Annotated in this window: 10 protein-coding genes and 5 tRNA genes; 2 read left to right on the top strand and 13 right to left on the bottom strand. The window is 45.3% G+C overall.

Annotated features, from left to right (window positions below; genetic code table 11):
• Window positions 1-109: 109 nt before the first annotated feature.
• A complete protein-coding gene (locus G636_RS18260) occupies window positions 110-1,165 on the bottom strand; it encodes a tetratricopeptide repeat-containing glycosyltransferase family 2 protein (protein WP_035779563.1) in 1,056 nt (351 codons plus the stop codon).
• A gap of 233 nt (window positions 1,166-1,398) precedes the next feature.
• Between G636_RS18260 and G636_RS18255 the strand changes: the two genes are divergently transcribed.
• A complete protein-coding gene (locus G636_RS18255; RefSeq protein WP_051226912.1) occupies window positions 1,399-2,436 on the top strand; it encodes a hypothetical protein in 1,038 nt (345 codons plus the stop codon).
• Window positions 2,437-2,463: 27 nt separating this feature from the next.
• Here G636_RS18255 and G636_RS0110980 read toward each other — a convergent pair whose 3' ends face one another.
• From G636_RS0110980 to G636_RS0110940, 8 genes are all read right to left on the bottom strand, one after another.
• A complete protein-coding gene (locus G636_RS0110980) occupies window positions 2,464-6,108 on the bottom strand; it encodes an Ig-like domain-containing protein (RefSeq protein ID WP_026508097.1) in 3,645 nt (1,214 codons plus the stop codon).
• 587 nt (window positions 6,109-6,695) lie between these two features.
• Window positions 6,696-7,835: a peptide chain release factor 2 gene (prfB, locus tag G636_RS0110975; protein ID WP_026508096.1), complete on the bottom strand. Its 1,140-nt coding sequence runs from the start codon at window positions 7,833-7,835 to the stop codon at window positions 6,696-6,698.
• A gap of 98 nt (window positions 7,836-7,933) precedes the next feature.
• Window positions 7,934-10,504, bottom strand: a complete 2,571-nt coding sequence (secA, locus tag G636_RS0110970) for a preprotein translocase subunit SecA (RefSeq protein WP_026508095.1) — start codon at window positions 10,502-10,504, stop codon at window positions 7,934-7,936.
• A 272-nt stretch (window positions 10,505-10,776) separates the two neighbouring features.
• Window positions 10,777-11,844 (bottom strand): butyrate kinase, encoded by a 1,068-nt coding sequence (gene buk, locus G636_RS0110960; protein WP_026508094.1) that lies wholly within the window; start codon window positions 11,842-11,844, stop codon window positions 10,777-10,779.
• Between the two features lie 14 nt (window positions 11,845-11,858).
• Window positions 11,859-12,785 (bottom strand): phosphate butyryltransferase, encoded by a 927-nt coding sequence (gene ptb / locus G636_RS0110955; RefSeq protein ID WP_026508093.1) that lies wholly within the window; start codon window positions 12,783-12,785, stop codon window positions 11,859-11,861.
• 148 nt (window positions 12,786-12,933) lie between these two features.
• Complete coding sequence (locus tag G636_RS0110950) at window positions 12,934-17,436, bottom strand: phage tail tip lysozyme (RefSeq protein WP_026508092.1); 4,503 nt, start codon at window positions 17,434-17,436, stop codon at window positions 12,934-12,936.
• 29 nt (window positions 17,437-17,465) lie between these two features.
• Window positions 17,466-17,969 carry an acyl-CoA thioesterase gene (locus G636_RS0110945; RefSeq protein WP_051226910.1) on the bottom strand — a complete coding sequence of 168 codons (504 nt, stop codon included), beginning with the start codon at window positions 17,967-17,969 and terminating at the stop codon, window positions 17,466-17,468.
• 126 nt (window positions 17,970-18,095) lie between these two features.
• Window positions 18,096-18,169: transfer RNA gene (locus tag G636_RS0110940), tRNA-Asp, on the bottom strand.
• A gap of 204 nt (window positions 18,170-18,373) precedes the next feature.
• Between G636_RS0110940 and G636_RS18250 the strand changes: the two genes are divergently transcribed.
• Window positions 18,374-18,652 (top strand): zinc-ribbon domain-containing protein, encoded by a 279-nt coding sequence (locus tag G636_RS18250; protein WP_051226908.1) that lies wholly within the window; start codon window positions 18,374-18,376, stop codon window positions 18,650-18,652.
• Window positions 18,653-18,788: 136 nt separating this feature from the next.
• Here the strand turns inward: G636_RS18250 and G636_RS0110930 are convergent.
• The 4 genes from G636_RS0110930 to G636_RS0110915 all read right to left on the bottom strand — a co-directional run bounded on the left by G636_RS0110930 (window position 18,789) and on the right by G636_RS0110915 (window position 19,160).
• Window positions 18,789-18,874 (bottom strand) — tRNA-Leu (locus G636_RS0110930).
• Window positions 18,875-18,889: 15 nt separating this feature from the next.
• Window positions 18,890-18,962, bottom strand: a tRNA-Val gene (locus G636_RS0110925).
• Window positions 18,963-18,992: 30 nt separating this feature from the next.
• Window positions 18,993-19,066, bottom strand: a tRNA-Ile gene (locus G636_RS0110920).
• A gap of 22 nt (window positions 19,067-19,088) precedes the next feature.
• Window positions 19,089-19,160: transfer RNA gene (locus G636_RS0110915), tRNA-Glu, on the bottom strand.

The following is a 19,160-nucleotide window of genomic DNA, read 5'->3' as shown; positions in this document are numbered from 1 at the left end:
ACTGTATCATACGAAAGTGCATTTGTAAATAAGGGATTATTGTCCCGATTCATATATCTGTCTTTTCATCTTACACTTCCACATTAACAACTAATACGCGCCGGGGAGCCTAGATGTCCTCTTCCCCGCATTCCTCTATAGCCTTTTGCTTGAACATCTGTGCCTGCTTCTCATCGCCCATCATACTGTAGCATTTGTAGAGCGCCATCAGAGGCCTTCCCTTACCTGATCTGATATCCAGCACCGGCACCTGCTCATAGGCAGCATTATAGTACCACAGGCTGGCCTCCGACGGGTCGCCTTCCTTCATATAGTAATCCCCCAGCTCGCAGCAGGTCTCTGAGCTGGCTCCTGCAGCCACTTCCTTTAAAGCATACTTCATCATCTCCTGCAAATCTCCCATGATAGAAGCGCGCTTGCAGAGTATGACGCTGGCTTTTCTGATATCATCCACGCTGCTCTCTTCGCTTTCAGTTATATTACGAAAAAAATCCCCTGCCTTTTCAAAGTTCTCTCTATTGCCTGCCATATACAGTTCTCTGGCATAGAAGTCCAAAAGTGCCGGAGTGATCTGCCTTCCTTCTTCCACCATCTTCTCAAATATGGCCAGATCCCTGGCAGCATGGCTCTCGTCCATATGATGGATGATCTCTATATCAGAATCAACAACTATAGGCTCAACCCTTATCTGTTCATGTATGGGATTGATCCAGTAAAAGCCTCGAACACGGCGAAAGAGCTTGGGTCTTAGCTCTCTGTCATAGTTATACACACTGCGCTTCCCCTGCAGCTGACCCACATAATACATCTGCACAATATCTACCGGCAGGTCATCACCCTCTGGTATATCACTTGCAGTGAGCAGGCTCTTAAGTCCCATAAACATCTGCCTGCCCTCTTCGGTCATTGTCTCATCTGCATCAGCTGTATATATAAAGTCGCACCCGGCCTTGGAAAAAGCAAAATTCCTGGCTGCTGCAAAATCATCTATCCATTTAAAGTCATATACCTTGGCCCCATTAGCCAGGGCAATATTAACAGTGCTGTCAGTAGAGCCGGTATCCACGATGATGATCTCATCCATGAGCCCCTTTAGGCTGTCCAGGCAGCTTTGCAGATTTTTTTCCTCATTTTTCACGATCATACACAAACTGACAGTAACCATACGACCTCCGTATTTAACATGTACCTCTTAACTTCTGCATCATGATATAATGTGACAACAGACTCCTAAAACATGAATGTGATCTTAGAGTCATGCCATAAATATATTTATATTATACGATAAATAGATAACGCGCAGTCAATATATCGTATTGCTTGCGGATTGCCATGTTTCTATGAAGCTCTCGCAATCCTCTGGCATGAGCATAAATATTTTTTGGGGGAGAGACGATCATGTATAGATCCAAACACAGTTTATTGATCTGTTCAATAATTCTTATATTATTGGTAAATATCACCGCTTGCAGAAGTGCGGGTCCTTTTGCTGAAGGAAACTACATAAGTAAAGGCACTAATACCTCTTCTCCTGCAGTCACAGAGGCAGCTGATATCCCCACCTTAAGTGTCCCCACCTGTATCACCAGGATTAAGGACAACTATTACATCGTGGACTGCTATCATTCCAGAGTTATCTACAATGACAATCTCACTGATCCCATCAGCGATTTTAAGACCCTTATAGACGAGGAGAGTACCGGCTTTAAGCTAGGTCACACCATAGCTTATGATGATACTGTCATGCTCCTTGATGATACTGAGAACAACCGCGTCTTTGCCTTTGACAACACAGGCGAGGTTCCTGTCCTTACCACAGTCTTTGATAATATTGGCAACAAGCCTCACTTCATAGTCTATGATGATGCCACGGACTCCTTCTACTGCTGGAGCTCATTATCAGGGGAGATGTACATCTTCAGGCATCCCAAGAAAGATGCAACTGTATACCTCACAGATGTGATCACCATAGACAAGCTGACCAGCAGCTATGTCAGATCCTTTACCATATCAGATGGCAAGCTCTATTTCGTGTCAGGGCTCCCTGCAGCTGAAAGCTGCACCACCCCGCCCCAGATCCTCATCTATGACCTTAAAAGCTTCGAGGAATTACAGACCATAAATGTGCCAGAGAACATAGCCGGTATGGCGCAGCTTCAGCGGATCGGCGATTACTGGTACATCACTGTCTCCACTGATCTTTATGGAAATCAGGACTATGCTGATATCTACATAGCCTCCTCTCTTGAAGACATAGAAAAAGGGGCCCTCACCTCTATCTACGTAGAATACTTCGCAGGAGGCGGAACCCCTTACTATATAGGCTGCATAGACGGCAAATGGTATCTCACAGAGCACCGTCTGCCCGCCCATGCCATCTGGTCCTTTGACACCGACGAAAGCGGCATGATCACTGCTTCCCAGGCCATCTACTAAGTTAATGGACGCACTTCTATGTCATTTTTATTTTCTAGTTATCTTATAACCGTAACCATATTCGTATTTACCATTTATCTGGCAGTTCTTGACTGTCAGATTTTTTGTTGAGTAATTTGCAAATACTCCCTTAAAGGCACAATCTTCAAAGGTCACGTTTTCCCCGTGCTTTCTTGGTTTAGCCCAGGTGTATGCGGATGCAAAAGCATATGGTTCCACACTGCTGCCGGATTGTTTTACATTTTCAAGATAGGAGTGATATACATAGATATCCTTAGATACTTCGTCAGGATCATTACCTTCTATCTCTATACAGCAGGCAGGTGGTTCACCCACAGCAGTGACAATCTTGCAGTATTCTATCCTCGCATTTTTACCAAATACAAAGGTGACATTGTTTCTGTGATTATCATGTATATAGCATCTGCTTATGGTCACGTCCGATGTAGGATTTTTAGAAGAACCCTGTCTTCCAAAATAAATACCATCGCCATCACATTTCTCAATCTCCATATCACTGATAGAGATTTTTGTACAGCTGTTCATAGCAATACCATGTCCCTCATCATTTCCTCTCTCGGCTGGCTGATTACCCACAAGATGGCCACCCATTATAGAAACATTGCTACAGCCGTTTAACAGGAATATATGTGCGTCCACACGATGCTGATGTAAATATGCTTCGTCATCCATGACTATCTTAATATCGCTTACATACTGCAAAACAATGCTTGCGTTTATGTCATATCTTCCAGCAGGAATATACACAGTATCTATAGTGCTGCTTGCACTCTGCGTAGCATATATAGCAGTATTAAGAGCATCCAGGTCAGAATTACCATCATTTGCCCTTGCCCCATAATCCAGGATATTGTAATATGTTCCCTCTGCAGGCTTATCCACAGAGCGAACGGGATTATTTGCCAGTTCATCGACATTGATGGGCAATATTATAGCAACTGACTGCTGACGACCATTCTTCAACGTAGCTGTTACATATTCAGGTCCTGCTCCGCCATAGCCTATAGCAGTTACTTTTACAGTTTTGCCATCAGAGGATACCTTTATTTTGAGCTTATCCTCGTTTGAAACAGACCAGGTCACTTCATCTTTAGTCACGCTTGCTCCGCTGTTAGCTGCTTTCACTGTAAAGCCGCCGGTTTTATTTATATTTACCTTCAAACTTTTAGCAGACAGCTTCAGCGCTGTAGGATTCTTCCTGACCACTACTGTCCTGCTGACTTTTTTGCCGCCAATGCTGGCACTGATCACAGCCTTGCCGGGCTTTATAGCCGTAACTGTACCGTCCGCTGCCACAGAGGCAGTTGCTACGCTGCTGCTGGCCCATGCCAGATCAGGGTTTGCAGCATCTGACAATGTGATAGCATTACTATACTTTGCTTCTGCAGTCAGTTTGAGACTGGCAGACTGGCCTACTTCCGGATCAGTATTAGGGTTTACATATATGATCGGCAGAGATTCACTGTATGATCCGGCGCCTATAGCCTTAAATTGCACGCTTTGTGCTTTCCTTGTGATATAAACTTTGCAGATATAGGAGCACTGGCTTTCAATATAGTGATAGTCTGCTGTGCCAGTTTCGGGATCTATTTCATCCAGACCTTTTATCCTGGCTGTTACCATGATATATGCTGTGTCCATATTCTTTGCACTATCACTGACGCCAAAAGTCAGGCTCTGACCGGCGTTATCCGATATAGCAGCGCCTCCTGATGCAGTTCCACGTATCAGTTTTGCATCGCTATAACTTACAGCTACAGGATCTTCCGGACTCTTTATCTCTTTCCATTCATAGGCCATGTATTTATTTGCAACTGAAGGACTTGTTTTTACTGTCAGCTTTGCATTTTTACCGGCTGTTATGGATACTTCTTTCTTATCCAGCGTTACATTATCAAGCCTTGAGGAGACATATACTTTTACTCTACTATATTTACTTTTGGAATACCTGGCTGTTACCCATGCACTACCTGATCTATTTGCTGTGACAACTCCGTCTGTCACTGATACAGCCTTAGAAGAACTGGTCCAGCGTACGTCTGAGCTTGAGCCCAGGGGATATACCAGGGCTGACAGAGCTTCTTTATCGCCTACAGTCATATTCAGCGCTTCCACAGAGCTTGGCAATTCAGAGTCTCCTGTATAGACGCCCTTTGTTACGTCAGCCGCCTTATATATCTTAACATCATCTACCTTTGCAAGTGCGCGAGCTTCACTACTGCTTATACGCTCCTTTAGCACTTTGATCCTGATATCAGAGGTTGACAGTTCAGATGCATCATCTTTCAGCACCTTATAGCTGGCTCTGATCACTGCATTTCCTGCCTTCAGGCCTGTGACCTGATTGCCTGATATCTTGATATTCTTGCTGCCGCTTATGACCTTATAGGACACAGCTCTTCTCACTGCAGCGCCGTCTGTGTAAAAGGCCTTAAGCCTGGCTTTCTGGTTTGTCTTTAATACATAGCTGCCCTCATCTTTCCCAGCTATATTTATCAGATTACCCTCTTCGTCAGCTGTAGCAGTCAGGAGGATCACGCCTCCTTCTCCATTTAGCGCATCGCCATCATTAGCCAGCTGATTATTAGCCTTATCCAATACCTTAATCTTAACAGATGTTTTCTTGCCATCAGCAATAGCAGTGATAGTAGCCGTTCCGGGGTTGACTGTCCTGAGCCTGACCTTCTGATGGCCTGATGCAGATGCTGAGTAGTTGTCACTTACAGGATTGCCATCAGTATCAAGAGCTACCATCTCTATCACAGACTCATTGGAGCTGGAATATCTACAGTTGATCGCTGTCTCAAATGCAGGCTTTATGCGCACTGTCAGATCCTGTGTAGCTCCCTTGGCATACATGGTCCTGTCCACATCCACTGTCTTGTCTGCCCTTGCCTGGTATATCTTCACAGAGGATACTGATGCAGGATATACATATACCTTGCAGCTGTCTTCATAGGTCACATCGCCTACTGTGGCTCTTACGGTCACAGTCTCTTCCAGCCTTTCGCTCCCGGCATAACCTTTTACATATACATTGACCTTATCCGAGCTTTTACTGCTTTCTATATCTTTATTACCTATACGGAATCCCAAATTTTCACTGTCAGTAAACCATGTGATATTGGTATCCTTCCTTGCTGATCCGCTTTTGGAATCGTAGAGAAATGCAGTAAGAACGCCGGAAGGACTCATCTTCGACGACTTCTGCTTCAGAGTCAGGACCTTTTTGCTCAGTGTCAGCGCTCTTTCTGACTTATATGCGTCCGGATCTGCGATCACTTCCTGGCTCTCAAATGACGCCCCTTCTTCCAATTCCTGACTGTAAAAAGAAAAGCCTGAGAGATCCTCATTATAGGCTTCCACTTCAGTATCGTCGGACTCTCCTTCTCCCGTCCTGTCAAAATAGCCGCCTGATAAACCATCATCTCCTGTATTATCTTCGCCGGGATAATAGCCATCTTCATCATATGAATCAGAGCTGCTGTCACTATAGCTCTCATCATAGTCTGAGCCTTGATCATCCCATATCTCGCCCGATGAATTGTCATTGTCAGAAACAGACGAAGACTTATCCACAGATGAACCAAGACCCCCTGAGGAAACAGAATTATCAGAAACTGAGGCTGCACTTACATTGCCGCCCAGCATACACAAGCTTAAAGTTATTGAAATTATAGTTTTGAAAATTCTCTTAGATAACATAAATACCCCCATATAAATGCCAATTTATATTTCGGATATTTCAAGATTAATGATAACCGTTATGCCTATTATTAATCAAGAAAAGGGGAGCGATAATGGATTTTATCCACTCGCCCCCCGAAATTATTATTTTGTATTATACGATTTATGCGCTGGCTTGCAAGATTCACATTTTCACGAACCCTGCAGTAAATGCATGTTTCTGAAGCATCATCTAATGATACATACATATTTGACATAACTGTTCACCCGCTTAACACATCATAATAGCGACGCTACAGAAGATTATTTTCCGCAATGAGCGTTCACTTCAAATGGTAGTTTTTACTTATTCTTTATAGCAGCCTTCACATTGCCCACGAGAAAGTTGTCTGAGCAGGGCTTAAAGCCCTGCGAGTTTCTTTCGAGTGTGGCGAATTAAAAGAAGGCTGCTATAAAGAATTTAGTAAAACACCATTTGAAATGCCGCGAAAGAGGAAAATACCTTCTGCAGCGGCGCCCATTAAAACGTGACAGCGGGTGAACCGCTCCCATCATTCCTCAATGTCGCCTACTGCCACACCGCCTGTAGCCAGCCATTTCAAATATGCATTGATGAAGGGATCAAGATCACCGTCCAGCACTCCGTCTGCATTGGAAGACTTCTCACCGGTGCGTGTATCATTGACCATGGTATAAGGCTGCAGTACATAGGAGCGGATCTGGCTGCCCCATGCATTGTCCTTTACCTCGCCTCTGATGCCTGCCAGCTTGGCTTCATTTTCCTCCACCTTCATCATGTAGAGCTTGGCCTTGAGCATCTGCATAGCCTTGTCCTTGTTCTGGAACTGTGAACGCTCATTCTGACAGGTTACTACTATGCCTGTTTCCAGGTGAGTGATACGGATAGCGGATGAAGTCTTGTTGATATGCTGTCCACCGGCACCTGATGAACGATATGTATCAACCCTGATATCCTCAGGTCTTACTTCGATATCGATATTCTCTTCAATGTCAGGCATTACATCATTGGATACAAAGGAAGTCTGACGCTTACCCTGTGCATTGAAGGGGCTGATACGTACCAGTCTGTGTACGCCGCGCTCACTCTTAAGATATCCATAAGCATTTACACCATTGATCTGGAAAGTAACAGACTTGATACCTGCTTCGTCACCGTCCAGAAGGTCCAGTACTTCTACTGTAAAGCCATGTCTCTCAGCCCATCTGGTATACATACGATAGAGCATCTGGCACCAATCACAGGCCTCGGTTCCGCCTGCACCTGCAGAGAGCTTGAGAATGGCATTGCAATTGTCATATTCACCGTTTAAGAGATTGGATATCCTGATATCCTCCAGGGTAGCAGCGAATTCATCCAGGTCAGACCTGATCTCGCTTGCCATATCCTCATCCTCGGTTCCCTCTTCATTGAGCATATCGATCATATCGATGATCTCATCATATTTATTATTGAGACCTTCTACCTTCTCTACCAGATCCTGGAGAGTCTTAAGTTCCTTGGTCTTCTTATTGGCCTTCTCGGCATCATCCCAGAAGTTAGGCTCTTCCATTTCACGGCTGAGCTCTTCGATCTTGCGGGACTTGGTCTCCAGATCCAGCGAATCAGTAACTTCATCCAGAGTGGGCTTCAGACCCTGGATCTCGATCTTCATATTATCAAGTGCTAACATTTATTATCCTCTATCCTTCAAAACTCGTTCCCGGCCTGCCACTATTAGCATGCCGGGAACTATTATAATAACATTTTCAATTTATTACAAGAGACGGATCATACTCCGCCCTGAGCACCATGGCAGTTCTTGTACTTCTTACCTGATCCGCAAGGGCAGGGATCGTTGGGACGGATCTTCACTGCTGTATTCTTAACAGGCTCTCTCTTTACAGTCTCATCCTTGTTGGTACCTGTTACCTTGGCTACCTGCTCACGCTCAACCTTCTCCTGTACATGTACATGGAAAAGGAGTCTGACTGTATCTTCCTTGATACCCTGCATCATCTCGTTGAACATGTCATAGCCGGCCATCTTATATTCCACTCTGGGATCTCTCTGACCATATGCCTGCAGTCCGATACCCTGACGCAGCTGATCCATATCATCGATATGTCCCATCCACTTACGGTCGATGACCTTCAGGAGGATCACACGCTCAATCTCTCTGATGGTCTCAGCTTCAGGGAACTCAGCCTCTTTTTCCTCATAGAGTGCTACTGCCTCTTCTTTGAGCTGCTGCTTCAGGCCGTCCTTGGTGCGCTTCTTGATGCGGCCTCTGTTGATAGGCTTAAGAGGTACTGTGGGAAGGAGCAGCTCATTGAGTTCCTTCAGATCCCAGTCATCACTGCTTCCGTCACCGATCACTGTATCTACAGCATCCTCTACTATATCTGTGATCATCTTGTAGATATTATCACGGAGGGACTCGCCATCCAGTACTCTGCGTCTTTCCTTGTAGATGATCTCTCTCTGCTCATTATTAACAGCATCATACTCCAGGAGGTTCTTACGTGTTCCGAAGTTCTTCTCCTCGATCTTCTTCTGAGCTGATTCAATAGCCTTGGTCAGCGCCTTGTGCTCAATCTCCTGACCCTCCGGGATACCCAGAGTGTTGAACATATTGATCAGTCTCTCAGAACCAAAGAGTCTCATAAGATCATCTTCCAGTGAGATGTAAAACTTGGATTCACCGGGATCTCCCTGACGTCCGGAACGACCACGGAGCTGATTATCAATACGTCTTGATTCATGACGCTCAGTACCTATGATCTTCAGACCGCCTGCTGCCCTGGATTCTTCATCCAGCTTGATATCGGTACCACGACCTGCCATGTTGGTAGCGATGGTAACAGCGCCGTGACGACCAGCATCTGCTACGATCTCAGCCTCCAGCTCATGGAACTTGGCATTGAGCACATTGTGCTGGATACCAGCCTTCTTGAGCATGGATGAGAGAAGCTCTGATGTCTCAATTGTGATAGTACCTACCAGCACAGGCTGTCCCTTGGCATGAGCCTCTTTAACAGCTTCTACTACTGCTTCGTACTTCTCTTTCTTGGTCTTATATACTGCATCCTGCAGATCTTTTCTGATAACAGGCTCGTTGGTAGGGATCTCTACTACGTCCAGTCCGTAGATATCTCTGAACTCCTGCTCCTCTGTAAGAGCAGTACCTGTCATACCGCACTTCTTGATGAACTTGTTAAAGAAGTTCTGGAAGGTGATGGTAGCCAGAGTCTTGGACTCACGCTTTACCTTTACATGCTCCTTGGCTTCGATAGCCTGGTGAAGACCGTCTGAATAGCGGCGACCAGGCATTACACGGCCTGTAAACTCGTCTACGATCAGTACTTCATCGTCACGTACGATGTAGTCGTGATCCTTTGCCATCAGGTTGTTAGCTCTAAGAGCCAGGATTATATTATGCTGGATCTCCAGGTTCTCCGGATCAGCAAGGTTTGCAATATGGAAATAGTGCTCTACCTTGGATACACCCTGAGCTGTGAGATTTATCAGCTTGTCTTTCTCATTGACGATGAAGTCACCGGTCTCCTCCTGCTCGATGCCCATGATAGCATCCATCTTGGAGAAGTCGCCCACATCCTCACCTCTGATCATCTGCTTGGCCAAGAGATCACAGGCTTCATAGAGCTTGGTGGACTTGTCGGACTGACCGGATATGATAAGAGGTGTCCTTGCTTCATCTATCAGGATGGAGTCGATCTCATCGATGATGGCGAAGTTCAGACCGCGGAGTACGCACTGCTCTTTGTAGATCGCCATATTATCTCTGAGGTAATCAAAGCCCAGCTCATTATTTGTAACATATGTGATATCGCAGTTATAAGCTTCCTTTCTCTCATCGGGAGTCATGCTGTTGAGTACCACGCCTACCTTCAGGCCCAGGAACTCATGGATCTTGCCCATCCACTCAGCATCACGCTTAGCCAGATAGTCATTGACTGTGACTACGTATACGCCCTTGCCTTCAAGAGCATCCAGGTATGAGGGCAAAGTAGCAACAAGAGTCTTACCTTCACCGGTCTTCATCTCAGCGATACGGCCCTGGTGAAGAACGATACCACCTATCAGCTGCACACGGAAGTGCTCCATACCCAGTACACGCTTACCGGCTTCCCTAACTACCGCATAAGCCTCAGGCATCACATCGTCCAGTGTCTCACCGGAAGCAAGGCGTTTCTTGAACTCATCAGTCTTGGCTCTAAGTTCATCATCAGTCAGAGCCTGCATCTGAGGGCGCATACTCTCTATTTTGTCAACTATAGGTTTGATTCTCTTAAGTTCTCTCTCGGAATGAGTTCCGAAAATCTTGTCTACTACACTCATTTTATACCTTTCCCCTTAAGCGGTTACGACTGCCCCCTTATCTCATACTCCATTGAGTGGCAACCGTATTGGACCGGAATTAGCTTATTATACCCTTTGCAGGGTCTTTTTCCATAAGCACAGTCCGCCTTGTATTATAGCAAAAATCACTATAGCCGTAAAGCATCCATTCCTCACGCAAAGACAGGGCCAAGACCTGTATCTGCCGGTCCTGGCCCTGTTTATAGTTTGATAAATCATGATATAAGAGACTGTTACTTTTTTATGAACAATCAGTAAACCTTGGGCTCTTCTTCGCCATTTAATACTCTGATAGCGCCCTGAGCAAGAGCCAGAAGCTCATCCTCACCGGGATATACTGTCACATCAGCAATATGGCTTACTCTTTCCTTCATAGCACCTGTGATCCTCTCATTGTAAGCGATACCGCCTGTGATGATGATCTGGTCTACCTTGCCCTTAAGTACAGCGCCCATAGCACCGATGTTCTTGGATACCTGGAAAATAAAAGCATCCAGTACCAGCTTGGCTTTCTCATCGCCTTCATCGGCTCTCTTTATCACGTCTCTTGCATCATTGGTTCCCAGATATGCATTGAAGCCGCCGTTGCCGGTAGCCTTCTTGAGCATCTCCTTCTCGGTATACTTGCCGCTGTAGCACAGACGGATCAGTCCGCCTACAGGTACAGCACCTGCTCTCTCAGGAGAGAATGCGCCATCACCTTCAAAAGCACCGTATACATCAATGATTCTTCCCTTTTCGTGAGCGCCTACGGATACACCGCCACCCAGGTGAGCTACGATCAGATTCAGATCCTCATACTTTTTGCCTACAGACTGAGCATATCTTCTGGCTACAGCCTTCTGGTTCAGAGGATGGAAGATGGATATCCTGTTAATCTCGGGGATACCTGAGATCCTGGCCTCATCGCAGAGCTCATCTACAACAACGGGATCTACGATATATGCCTTTACGCCGATCTGATCTGCGATCTCTCTTGCAAGGATACCGCCCAGATTGGATGCGTGCTGACCCTGTACGCCCTTCTTCAGGTCTTCTATAACAGCGTCTGTAACTTCATATGTGCCGCCCTGGATAGGCTTTAAGAGACCGCCTCTTCCTACGATCACGTTAAAAGAATTTACATCGATATTCTGCTTTTTAAGAAAGTCCAGAATGATGTCCCTTCTGAAATCCTTCTGATCGATGATGGAATCATACTTGGATATCTCTTCTGTGGAATGACGCAGTGTCTCGTCCATTACAAGAGTCTCGTCTTCAAAGATACCAAGCTTGGTTGATGTGGAACCGGGATTGATGATCAGACTTTTAATAGCCATATCTGCCTCCATTATCAGAGCTGTCCGCTCTTAAGATCTTCTGCTACCACTGCTGCAAGTGCAATGGAATTAAGTTTAACGTCAACTGAATCAGAACGGGATGTCAGGATAACAGGAGCCTTGGTACCTGTCAGGATGTTACCGTTCTTTACTGTAGCCAGACGTACGATTGTCTTGTATACCAGGTTGCCTGCATGGATATCAGGGAAGAGCAGGATATCTGCGTCTCCTACGATCTTACGGCTCTCAGCGCCGGGCTTAAACTTGGAAGCCTCGGGATCGATAGCCAGATCCATGGACAGAGGTCCGTCTACGATGCAGTTAGCAATCTCACCTCTCTCGCATGCCTTGGTCAGCTCATCAGCTTCAACTGTTACAGGCATCTTGGGATTTACTACTTCTACTGCTGCAAGGGGAGCTACCTTGGGCATATCTACGCCGCAGGCTCTTGCCACATTAACTGTATACTCAATGATGACTTTCTTGTCTTCAAGTGTGGGATAGGGCATAAATGCAACGTCTGTAAGGAAAAGAAGACGGTCAATGCCGGGAATCTCAAACACGCAAACGTGTGAAAGGGGACGGCCGGTACGAAGGCCTACTTCTTTGTTAAGAACGCTCTTAAGGAAGGTCTTGGAATCCAGAGATCCCTTCATGTAAATATCTGCCTTGCCATCATGGACCAGGCCTACAGCTGTGGTAGCAGCTGCTTCCATATCTGTCTCATTGATGATCTCATAATCATCAGGATTCATTCCGATCTGTGCACAGATCTCTCTGATCTTTGCTTCATCACCTACCAGGATCGCATCAGCAATACCCTTCTCGTGTGCCAGCTTAACAGCCTCCAGAACGTGCTCATCCTGAGCGTAAGCTACTGACAGTTTCTTTCTGCCGGCTGTCTTCAGCTTCGCAAGGATATCGTCAAAACTCTTGCTCATTACTATCTCCTTTCACGGCTTCTTAACATCGCCAAAAAACATTTGTGAAAATAATAACACTTCCCCCGGCAAAAAACAATCCATGATGGATTTCCCTTAAGCTTTTTGCCCGCGAAAATAAAGAATGTCCCTTAGACCCGCATCTATTTCATCGGCTTATTTTGATCTTCAGATTAACCTTTGCGGGTTTCTGAGCTGCAGCATCTGCAGAACAAGCTCCTTTAAAGCGTACATACGCAGTTATCTTTGTATTATTGTATTTTAGGAGTCTCGCATCCTCTATGCCGTCTTTCAGGGTCAGGCCAAGGAGCTCTTTATCCTCCGGATGAAAGCGTGCAGCTATCACATCCATACCCTGGCCTGATAAAGATACACTCTCTATCCTTCCGTCCTGTTCCTTATAAGTCCCGCTCCTCTTTACCCATATATCCCTTTCGGAATTAGAGCTTATGTACATGGTCATGGTTGAAACTGATGCTTTCACCTTTGGAACCTTATATACTGTTTTGATCTTAAATTTTGTATTTATAACAGTGCCATCTGACAGGCTTATCTCCAGCACAGGTTCATAGCTTATGCCGGTATCCTTTCTTCCTGTTACAAAAAGGGGTATCTCCCTGCTATCCGCTTTAGTCTCATAGAGTGCAGATAATGTGTATATTCCCTTCTCATTACTGCTTATCTTGAAAGCGTCTTTGTATGATATATCTCCCGGGATCACTCGTCCATCATCAGCCCTTATGGGAAGATACAGACCCTCCTTTATATCTACTGACTCTATTTTTACAGTATTGTCATAGTTTATGCCTGTTTTTATGGTCATAGCCGTGGTATCCCTGGCTATTGTATTGATGCTGCCTGAGCTTTTAATAGATACGAGCTTTTTTACAGAGCATTCATAGTTTATCCTGATGGTCTTTGAAGCGGTCTTTGTCACTGTTTTTGGCGAGCCGTTCTTTTTTACCGTAGTTTCATAGCTATAGACAAGCTTTACTTTCTGATAGGGATTCTTCAGCGTCTTTATCTCTTCGATGCCCATGACAGGCGATATCTTAAGTGCGCTTTTTTCCTTATCCCACACAGCATCTATCTCTACTCCGTCTGCCGGTCCTCCTGCTTCCTTTCCTGTGAGCACCACAAGGTCATGATCCTTATAGTCCATTCCGCAGCCTGCTTTTACAGGTATTATCAGCTGTGGTATCATTCCGCCTGTATCTGCACAGTTCACCTTATAGACAGTCTTTGACGTGATGATACTGCTCCTGATGGGCATATTTTTCTTTTTATAGCTGACCTTCACATTAAAGGTCACAGGCTTTGTCCATGCGGGACTTTCTGCCTTTAACTTATAGCTTCCGTTCTTATAAGCTGCGCCTTCGATAGCTCCAATGAGATATTTCCCATCGCCCATATCCTTTAGAGCAAAGCCGCTTGATGAATAGCCTGCTTCTGACAGATCACCTTCTACTTTCGCGATCTTGCCATCTGCAGAAGCTATGCTGATCCCGGAAGGCACGTTCTGCAGCTTTCCGCTTGCCTTATCCGTCAGATCCAGCTCCATATATGGCCTGTCATTATACAGCTCAACGACTGCTGTTTCAGGACTGACAGGTTTAGTCAGCTTAGTTGACACAGTCAGGGTCTTTGTGACCACCCTCTCATCTGCATAGCTGATAGTAAGCCTGACCTTCTTGTTAAAAGACGGCCTTGACTTTATTCCCGTAGCCTCCCTGGAAATTGCATAATTTTGAGCGCGAAGGCTGATAGTGCCATCCGTCTTGTTGTAGCTTCCTTCCTCCAGCACCATACCCACAGTATCTGCACTGCTGTTATCAGTTACAGACTCTATCTCTGCCGGGCTGGATATCCTGTAGAGAGCTCTGCTATCCTGCATATACAGATTGGGAGACGAAAGCTTCTTAAAAGAGACCTTAGGCAGAGTCTTTACCACCTTCACAGTCATCTTCACAGGACTGAGGCTGTATTCTCCCAGGTCTGTAACAGGGATGAGCTGTAGACTGTAGGTTCCTGTAGTCAGCTTATCGCCTGCCTTTAATATCCTGTTATTCTCATTTACTGAGCTTCCGGTCAGGGTAAAAAAGTCACCGACCTTATCATCCCCCAATACCGCCTTGCCCTTAGAAACAGATGCAATCCTGATATCCCTAACAGTATTGCCGTCTCTTGCTATGGCTTCAAATATCACAGCTCCACTGCCCGAAGCATTGTTCAGGCTTAGACTCTTTACAGGGATCCTGGGCTGATGATCTTTGGCAGTGATGACCAGGTCCCTGCTGTATCCGCTATCAGGCGACGTAGCCCTGACCCTTATCACGCCGGCCTTTTTGATGGTCATTACTGCGCTACCGTTTTTCTTTGATGCAGTGATGCTTGCTGCAGAGGATGTGCTCTGACTGACTATTTTCCAGGTCAGGGCCTTATCTGCCGTGTCTGATGGCTCCCTATAATACTCAGGATAAGCCTGGAGAAGTATTTTACCGGTCAAGCCATACTCTATCTCCATTGTATCCGTGATCCTGGATGAGCCGGTATTTTCAGCCCCTTCCGTGATCGTGATCCTCTTATCCTCAGGAAGAGATGGTATGCTGCCTGTAGGAGTCTGGCCCGTAGAATCATAAGCTCTAAAGGACAGACCTGTCACAGCCTTTTCGTAGTTAAAAGACAGGACGCCGCCCATATCTGCTCCATGGTATACCTTGCTCTTGTCAGCTCCGTAATAGAGGTCAGCAGATACTGTCCATTTTCCCACCATCTGATTACTTCCTTCGCCAAGGCCTCTGGGAACTATGAAATAGTCGCTGGTCTTAGTCCCCATGCTGATCTGATATTTTGTATTATCAGGCGATGTAAAGGTCAGTATTATCTCCTGACAAGAGGACATGTACGGGCTCACACTTATAGCAAAATATCTGTCCCCAAAGATATGCTCACCCTTCATGGTCAGTTTATATCCGTAATATTCTGTCACGCGCTTTAGATATCCCATGGCGCAATAGCCTGTAAGGCCGTTGTATTTCACCTTGGCCCATGTGCCATTTCCGCTGACTACGTCTACTATTGTTCCCTTTGGTATCTTGGCAATGGACGCACTGGATGCACTAGCCTTTTGCCTCATGTTCAGAGGATCGTTCTGGGTAGCCACCTTGTACTTACCGGCATAGGCAGTGGTAAAAGGGGCTGTCTCTGTGGCATGATCCGGCCAGAAGCGGTAAATAGCAAGATTGGCTCTTTCTATTGCCCTTGCCTCCTTATTGGCCGGTATCTCATAGTAGAGACACCATGACTTCGCTGCAGTCTTTGCACCATCTGCACTGTTATCTACGCTTATCAGAGTGTTATAGACCTTTGTATAACCGGTCTTTAGCTCATGCTCCATAAATCTTAGCTGTCCGCTAAGACTATCCGCACTCAGTCCATTGTTTTTGCAATATGTCTTAAGGGCCTCCCACCTTCCGGCATGCCACTGACATATGCCGTAGCTGGTATATACTCCATTTTGCATATCTCCCTTAGCGGTGGGATTAAAGCCTGATTCATAATAGATATTGGCCAAAACGCCGCATGCCGCTGCGGAATTTAGCTTCATAGTCTTCGTCAGATAGTCAAATATCTGCTGCTCATTGCTGCTTGCCATTGCAGTAAAAAGGTCCCCGCATATGACAGCAGCTTCCGATCCGTCATACTGCTGTTCAGCAGTTTCGTCACTTGATGGATATCCTTCCAGAGAATTTGCAGATACGCTGTTAATTCCTGGGCCTGATGACTGTTCATCAAAATTAGATTTTTCTTCTGCGCTATTTCCATCTGCTTGTGTATTTATTTCCTCTGCCTCTGATTCTTTTTCATATTTAAGTTCAGAAGCCTTCCCTGTTTCATTAATGTTTAATGATCTGGGAACTTCCTCTGTTTCTTCATAAGCTTCTACAAATACACAATAAAAGGGAATCTGATCAAGAAGATGATCAGCTACGGGATAGCGATCTCTATCCCATACAGGATTAAACTGATAACAATAATACTTTTCCAGATCTTCTTCGCCGCACTCCCAGTTAACGGGAATGACCACATCACTCCCATCAGCTCTAATAGCCTTTATGTAAGAGGGCATTTCTGAGCTGATATCATAGATATCATTTCTGGAATAGATGTGAAGTTCACTATAGGTGGCCAGATAGAAGGATACGATCTCGCTGTCATTACTGCTTCCTGCCCCTATCTCCTCATAATAGAGATTATCCCCTGTGGCAGGATCATATGCAGCATCTATCCCGTCTTCCAGGGACATAGTGCTAAATTGCAGATCTTCTAATGTCTCAGATTGAGCTTTTGCAGATACATCGCTAAGACCGGCTAACTTTATAGATTCAATAGAATGAGATTTGCTTAGATAATCAGTCGAAGAAGGCACGGGCGCACTTACTCTTGACGTATCGCCAAGAGATGAGCCCATGACAGCTATTACATTCTTAACAGATGCCGCTTCCGCTGCTATACCGCTGCCCGGCAGGATCCTGGATGCGGGAAGCAGCGTCGAACTCATCATGGTAATGCCTGCCAGGAACAGAGCAACAGCTTTGTTTGTTCTTTTCTTTGGAGATTTAGAGATAACTTTTGGAAATACTCTTTTCATATCGGGTCCCCCAAAAAACTATCGGAAAATCAAAAGCCCTCTCTTCTGCGGCTCTTTCTCATTTCAATGCGCTTCAGAGCTCCCTCCCATTCAGCAATCTCACCGGCTGAGCTGATATCCAGACCGTATGGGATAGGAATAGGATTTCCCTTATCATCTACACATACTTCAGTGAGATAGGCCCTGTTGATCACATGTCTGAGGCCGGTGGTCCTGTCCTCCACATATGTATCTACACGTACCTCCATAGAAGTCCTGCCTACATAAGTCATGTAAGCCACTATCACGACTATGTCCCCAAGATAAGCAGCCTGCTTGAATTGCAGATTGTCCACAGCTGCGGTGGTCACAGTAGTACCGCAATGCCTGGTAGCTACTATCCCCGCAGCCTCATCGATCATCATCATCAGCTTACCGCCGAAGAGTCGGTTATAGCCGTTTATATCTTCATACATCAGTACCTTGTATCTCTCAACCTTTGTATCGTCTACAGTCTTAAGACCAAGGGGTCTTTCATACTTATCTTCTATCATCTTAACCACCTCGTCCTTTATTGTACCATAAAAATGAGTACCCCATATTGCAGCAGAATAGATGAATCGTTGCTGCAACGAAAAAGAGTTGCTAAGATGAACTATCATCCTTTGCAACTCTCCAAGCGACCCGAAGGGGGTTCGAACCCCTGACCTCCGCCGTGACAGGGCGGCGCTCTAACCAGCTGAGCCACCGGGCCTTACGCTATATTTTTCCAACGAAAGCTAGTATAGCATAGAGGATTTTTAATATCAATAGATAATTTCAAAAACTTCCAGAGTCAGAAATATAAAATACATAATAGATATATGAATTATCAAAATACTGAGAATAGTTGCAATTCATCTGCAACAATGATAGGATTCTTTTGCACTTATATATGCAAACAGGAGGAGTATTAAATATGATCATTTGGGGAACCAGAGAATTTAAAATCAAAAAAGGATTAACCAGGAAAAAATATCACTGCGATCATTGCGGCAATGATCACCAATGGCAGTTAATAAATATCTGGACATGGTTTACTCTGTATTTCATTCCTATAATACCTCTTTATAAGAAATCGATCTTGATCTGCCCAATATGCGAATATGGAATTAAAGTAAATAAGCATAACAAGGCTGATATAATGAAAGAAATCGTTACTAGCAAAGAGCTAGAAAGCCACAAAGAAATAGCCTAATCTAAGTAAATATCAGAAATCCGTAATAAGGGCAGGAGTATTTTGTATATACTCCCGCCCTATTATGATATTGTCATATACAAAGATAACGAAATACACCAAAAAACCACCAGCCTTAAGCTGATGGTTTTCTTCGTGCCGGCAACCGGAATCGAACCGGTACGGGTATTACTACCCATGGGATTTTAAGTCCCAGGCGTCTGCCAGTTCCGCCATGCCGGCGTCTTAAAAAAAAGATGGGACCTATAGGGCTCGAACCTATGACCCTCTGCTTGTAAGGCAGATGCTCTCCCAGCTGAGCTAAGATCCCATTTTAGTAAAACAGATTATGTAAATAAAGTGGAGCTTCAGGGACTCGAACCCGGGACCGGACGGTTATGAGCCGTCTGCTCTAACCAACTGAGCTAAAGCTCCTGATACTTGAGTCAAAACTCAATGACCCCAAGCAGGTTCGAACTGCTGTTACCGCCGTGAAAGGGCGATGTCTTAACCACTTGACCATGGGGCC

The organism is Butyrivibrio sp. MC2013 (assembly GCF_000424585.1).
Lineage (GTDB): Bacteria > Bacillota > Clostridia > Lachnospirales > Lachnospiraceae > Butyrivibrio.
The sequence above is the reverse complement of the archived record's forward strand: the minus strand, read 5'-3'. Positions and strand labels throughout refer to the sequence as shown.

Coding starts and splice junctions, on each gene's coding strand:
- G636_RS18260 (WP_035779563.1), bottom strand. CDS start 1,165: ATGGTTACTGTCAGTTTGTGTATGATCGTGAAAAATGAGGAAAAAAAT.
- G636_RS18255 (WP_051226912.1), top strand. CDS start 1,399: ATGTATAGATCCAAACACAGTTTATTGATCTGTTCAATAATTCTTATA.
- G636_RS0110980 (WP_026508097.1), bottom strand. CDS start 6,108: ATGCTGGGCGGCAATGTAAGTGCAGCCTCAGTTTCTGATAATTCTGTT.
- prfB (WP_026508096.1), bottom strand. CDS start 7,835: ATGTTAGCACTTGATAATATGAAGATCGAGATCCAGGGTCTGAAGCCC.
- secA (WP_026508095.1), bottom strand. CDS start 10,504: ATGAGTGTAGTAGACAAGATTTTCGGAACTCATTCCGAGAGAGAACTT.
- buk (WP_026508094.1), bottom strand. CDS start 11,844: ATGGCTATTAAAAGTCTGATCATCAATCCCGGTTCCACATCAACCAAG.
- ptb (WP_026508093.1), bottom strand. CDS start 12,785: ATGAGCAAGAGTTTTGACGATATCCTTGCGAAGCTGAAGACAGCCGGC.
- G636_RS0110950 (WP_026508092.1), bottom strand. CDS start 17,436: ATGAAAAGAGTATTTCCAAAAGTTATCTCTAAATCTCCAAAGAAAAGA.
- G636_RS0110945 (WP_051226910.1), bottom strand. CDS start 17,969: ATGATAGAAGATAAGTATGAAAGACCCCTTGGTCTTAAGACTGTAGAC.
- G636_RS18250 (WP_051226908.1), top strand. CDS start 18,374: ATGATCATTTGGGGAACCAGAGAATTTAAAATCAAAAAAGGATTAACC.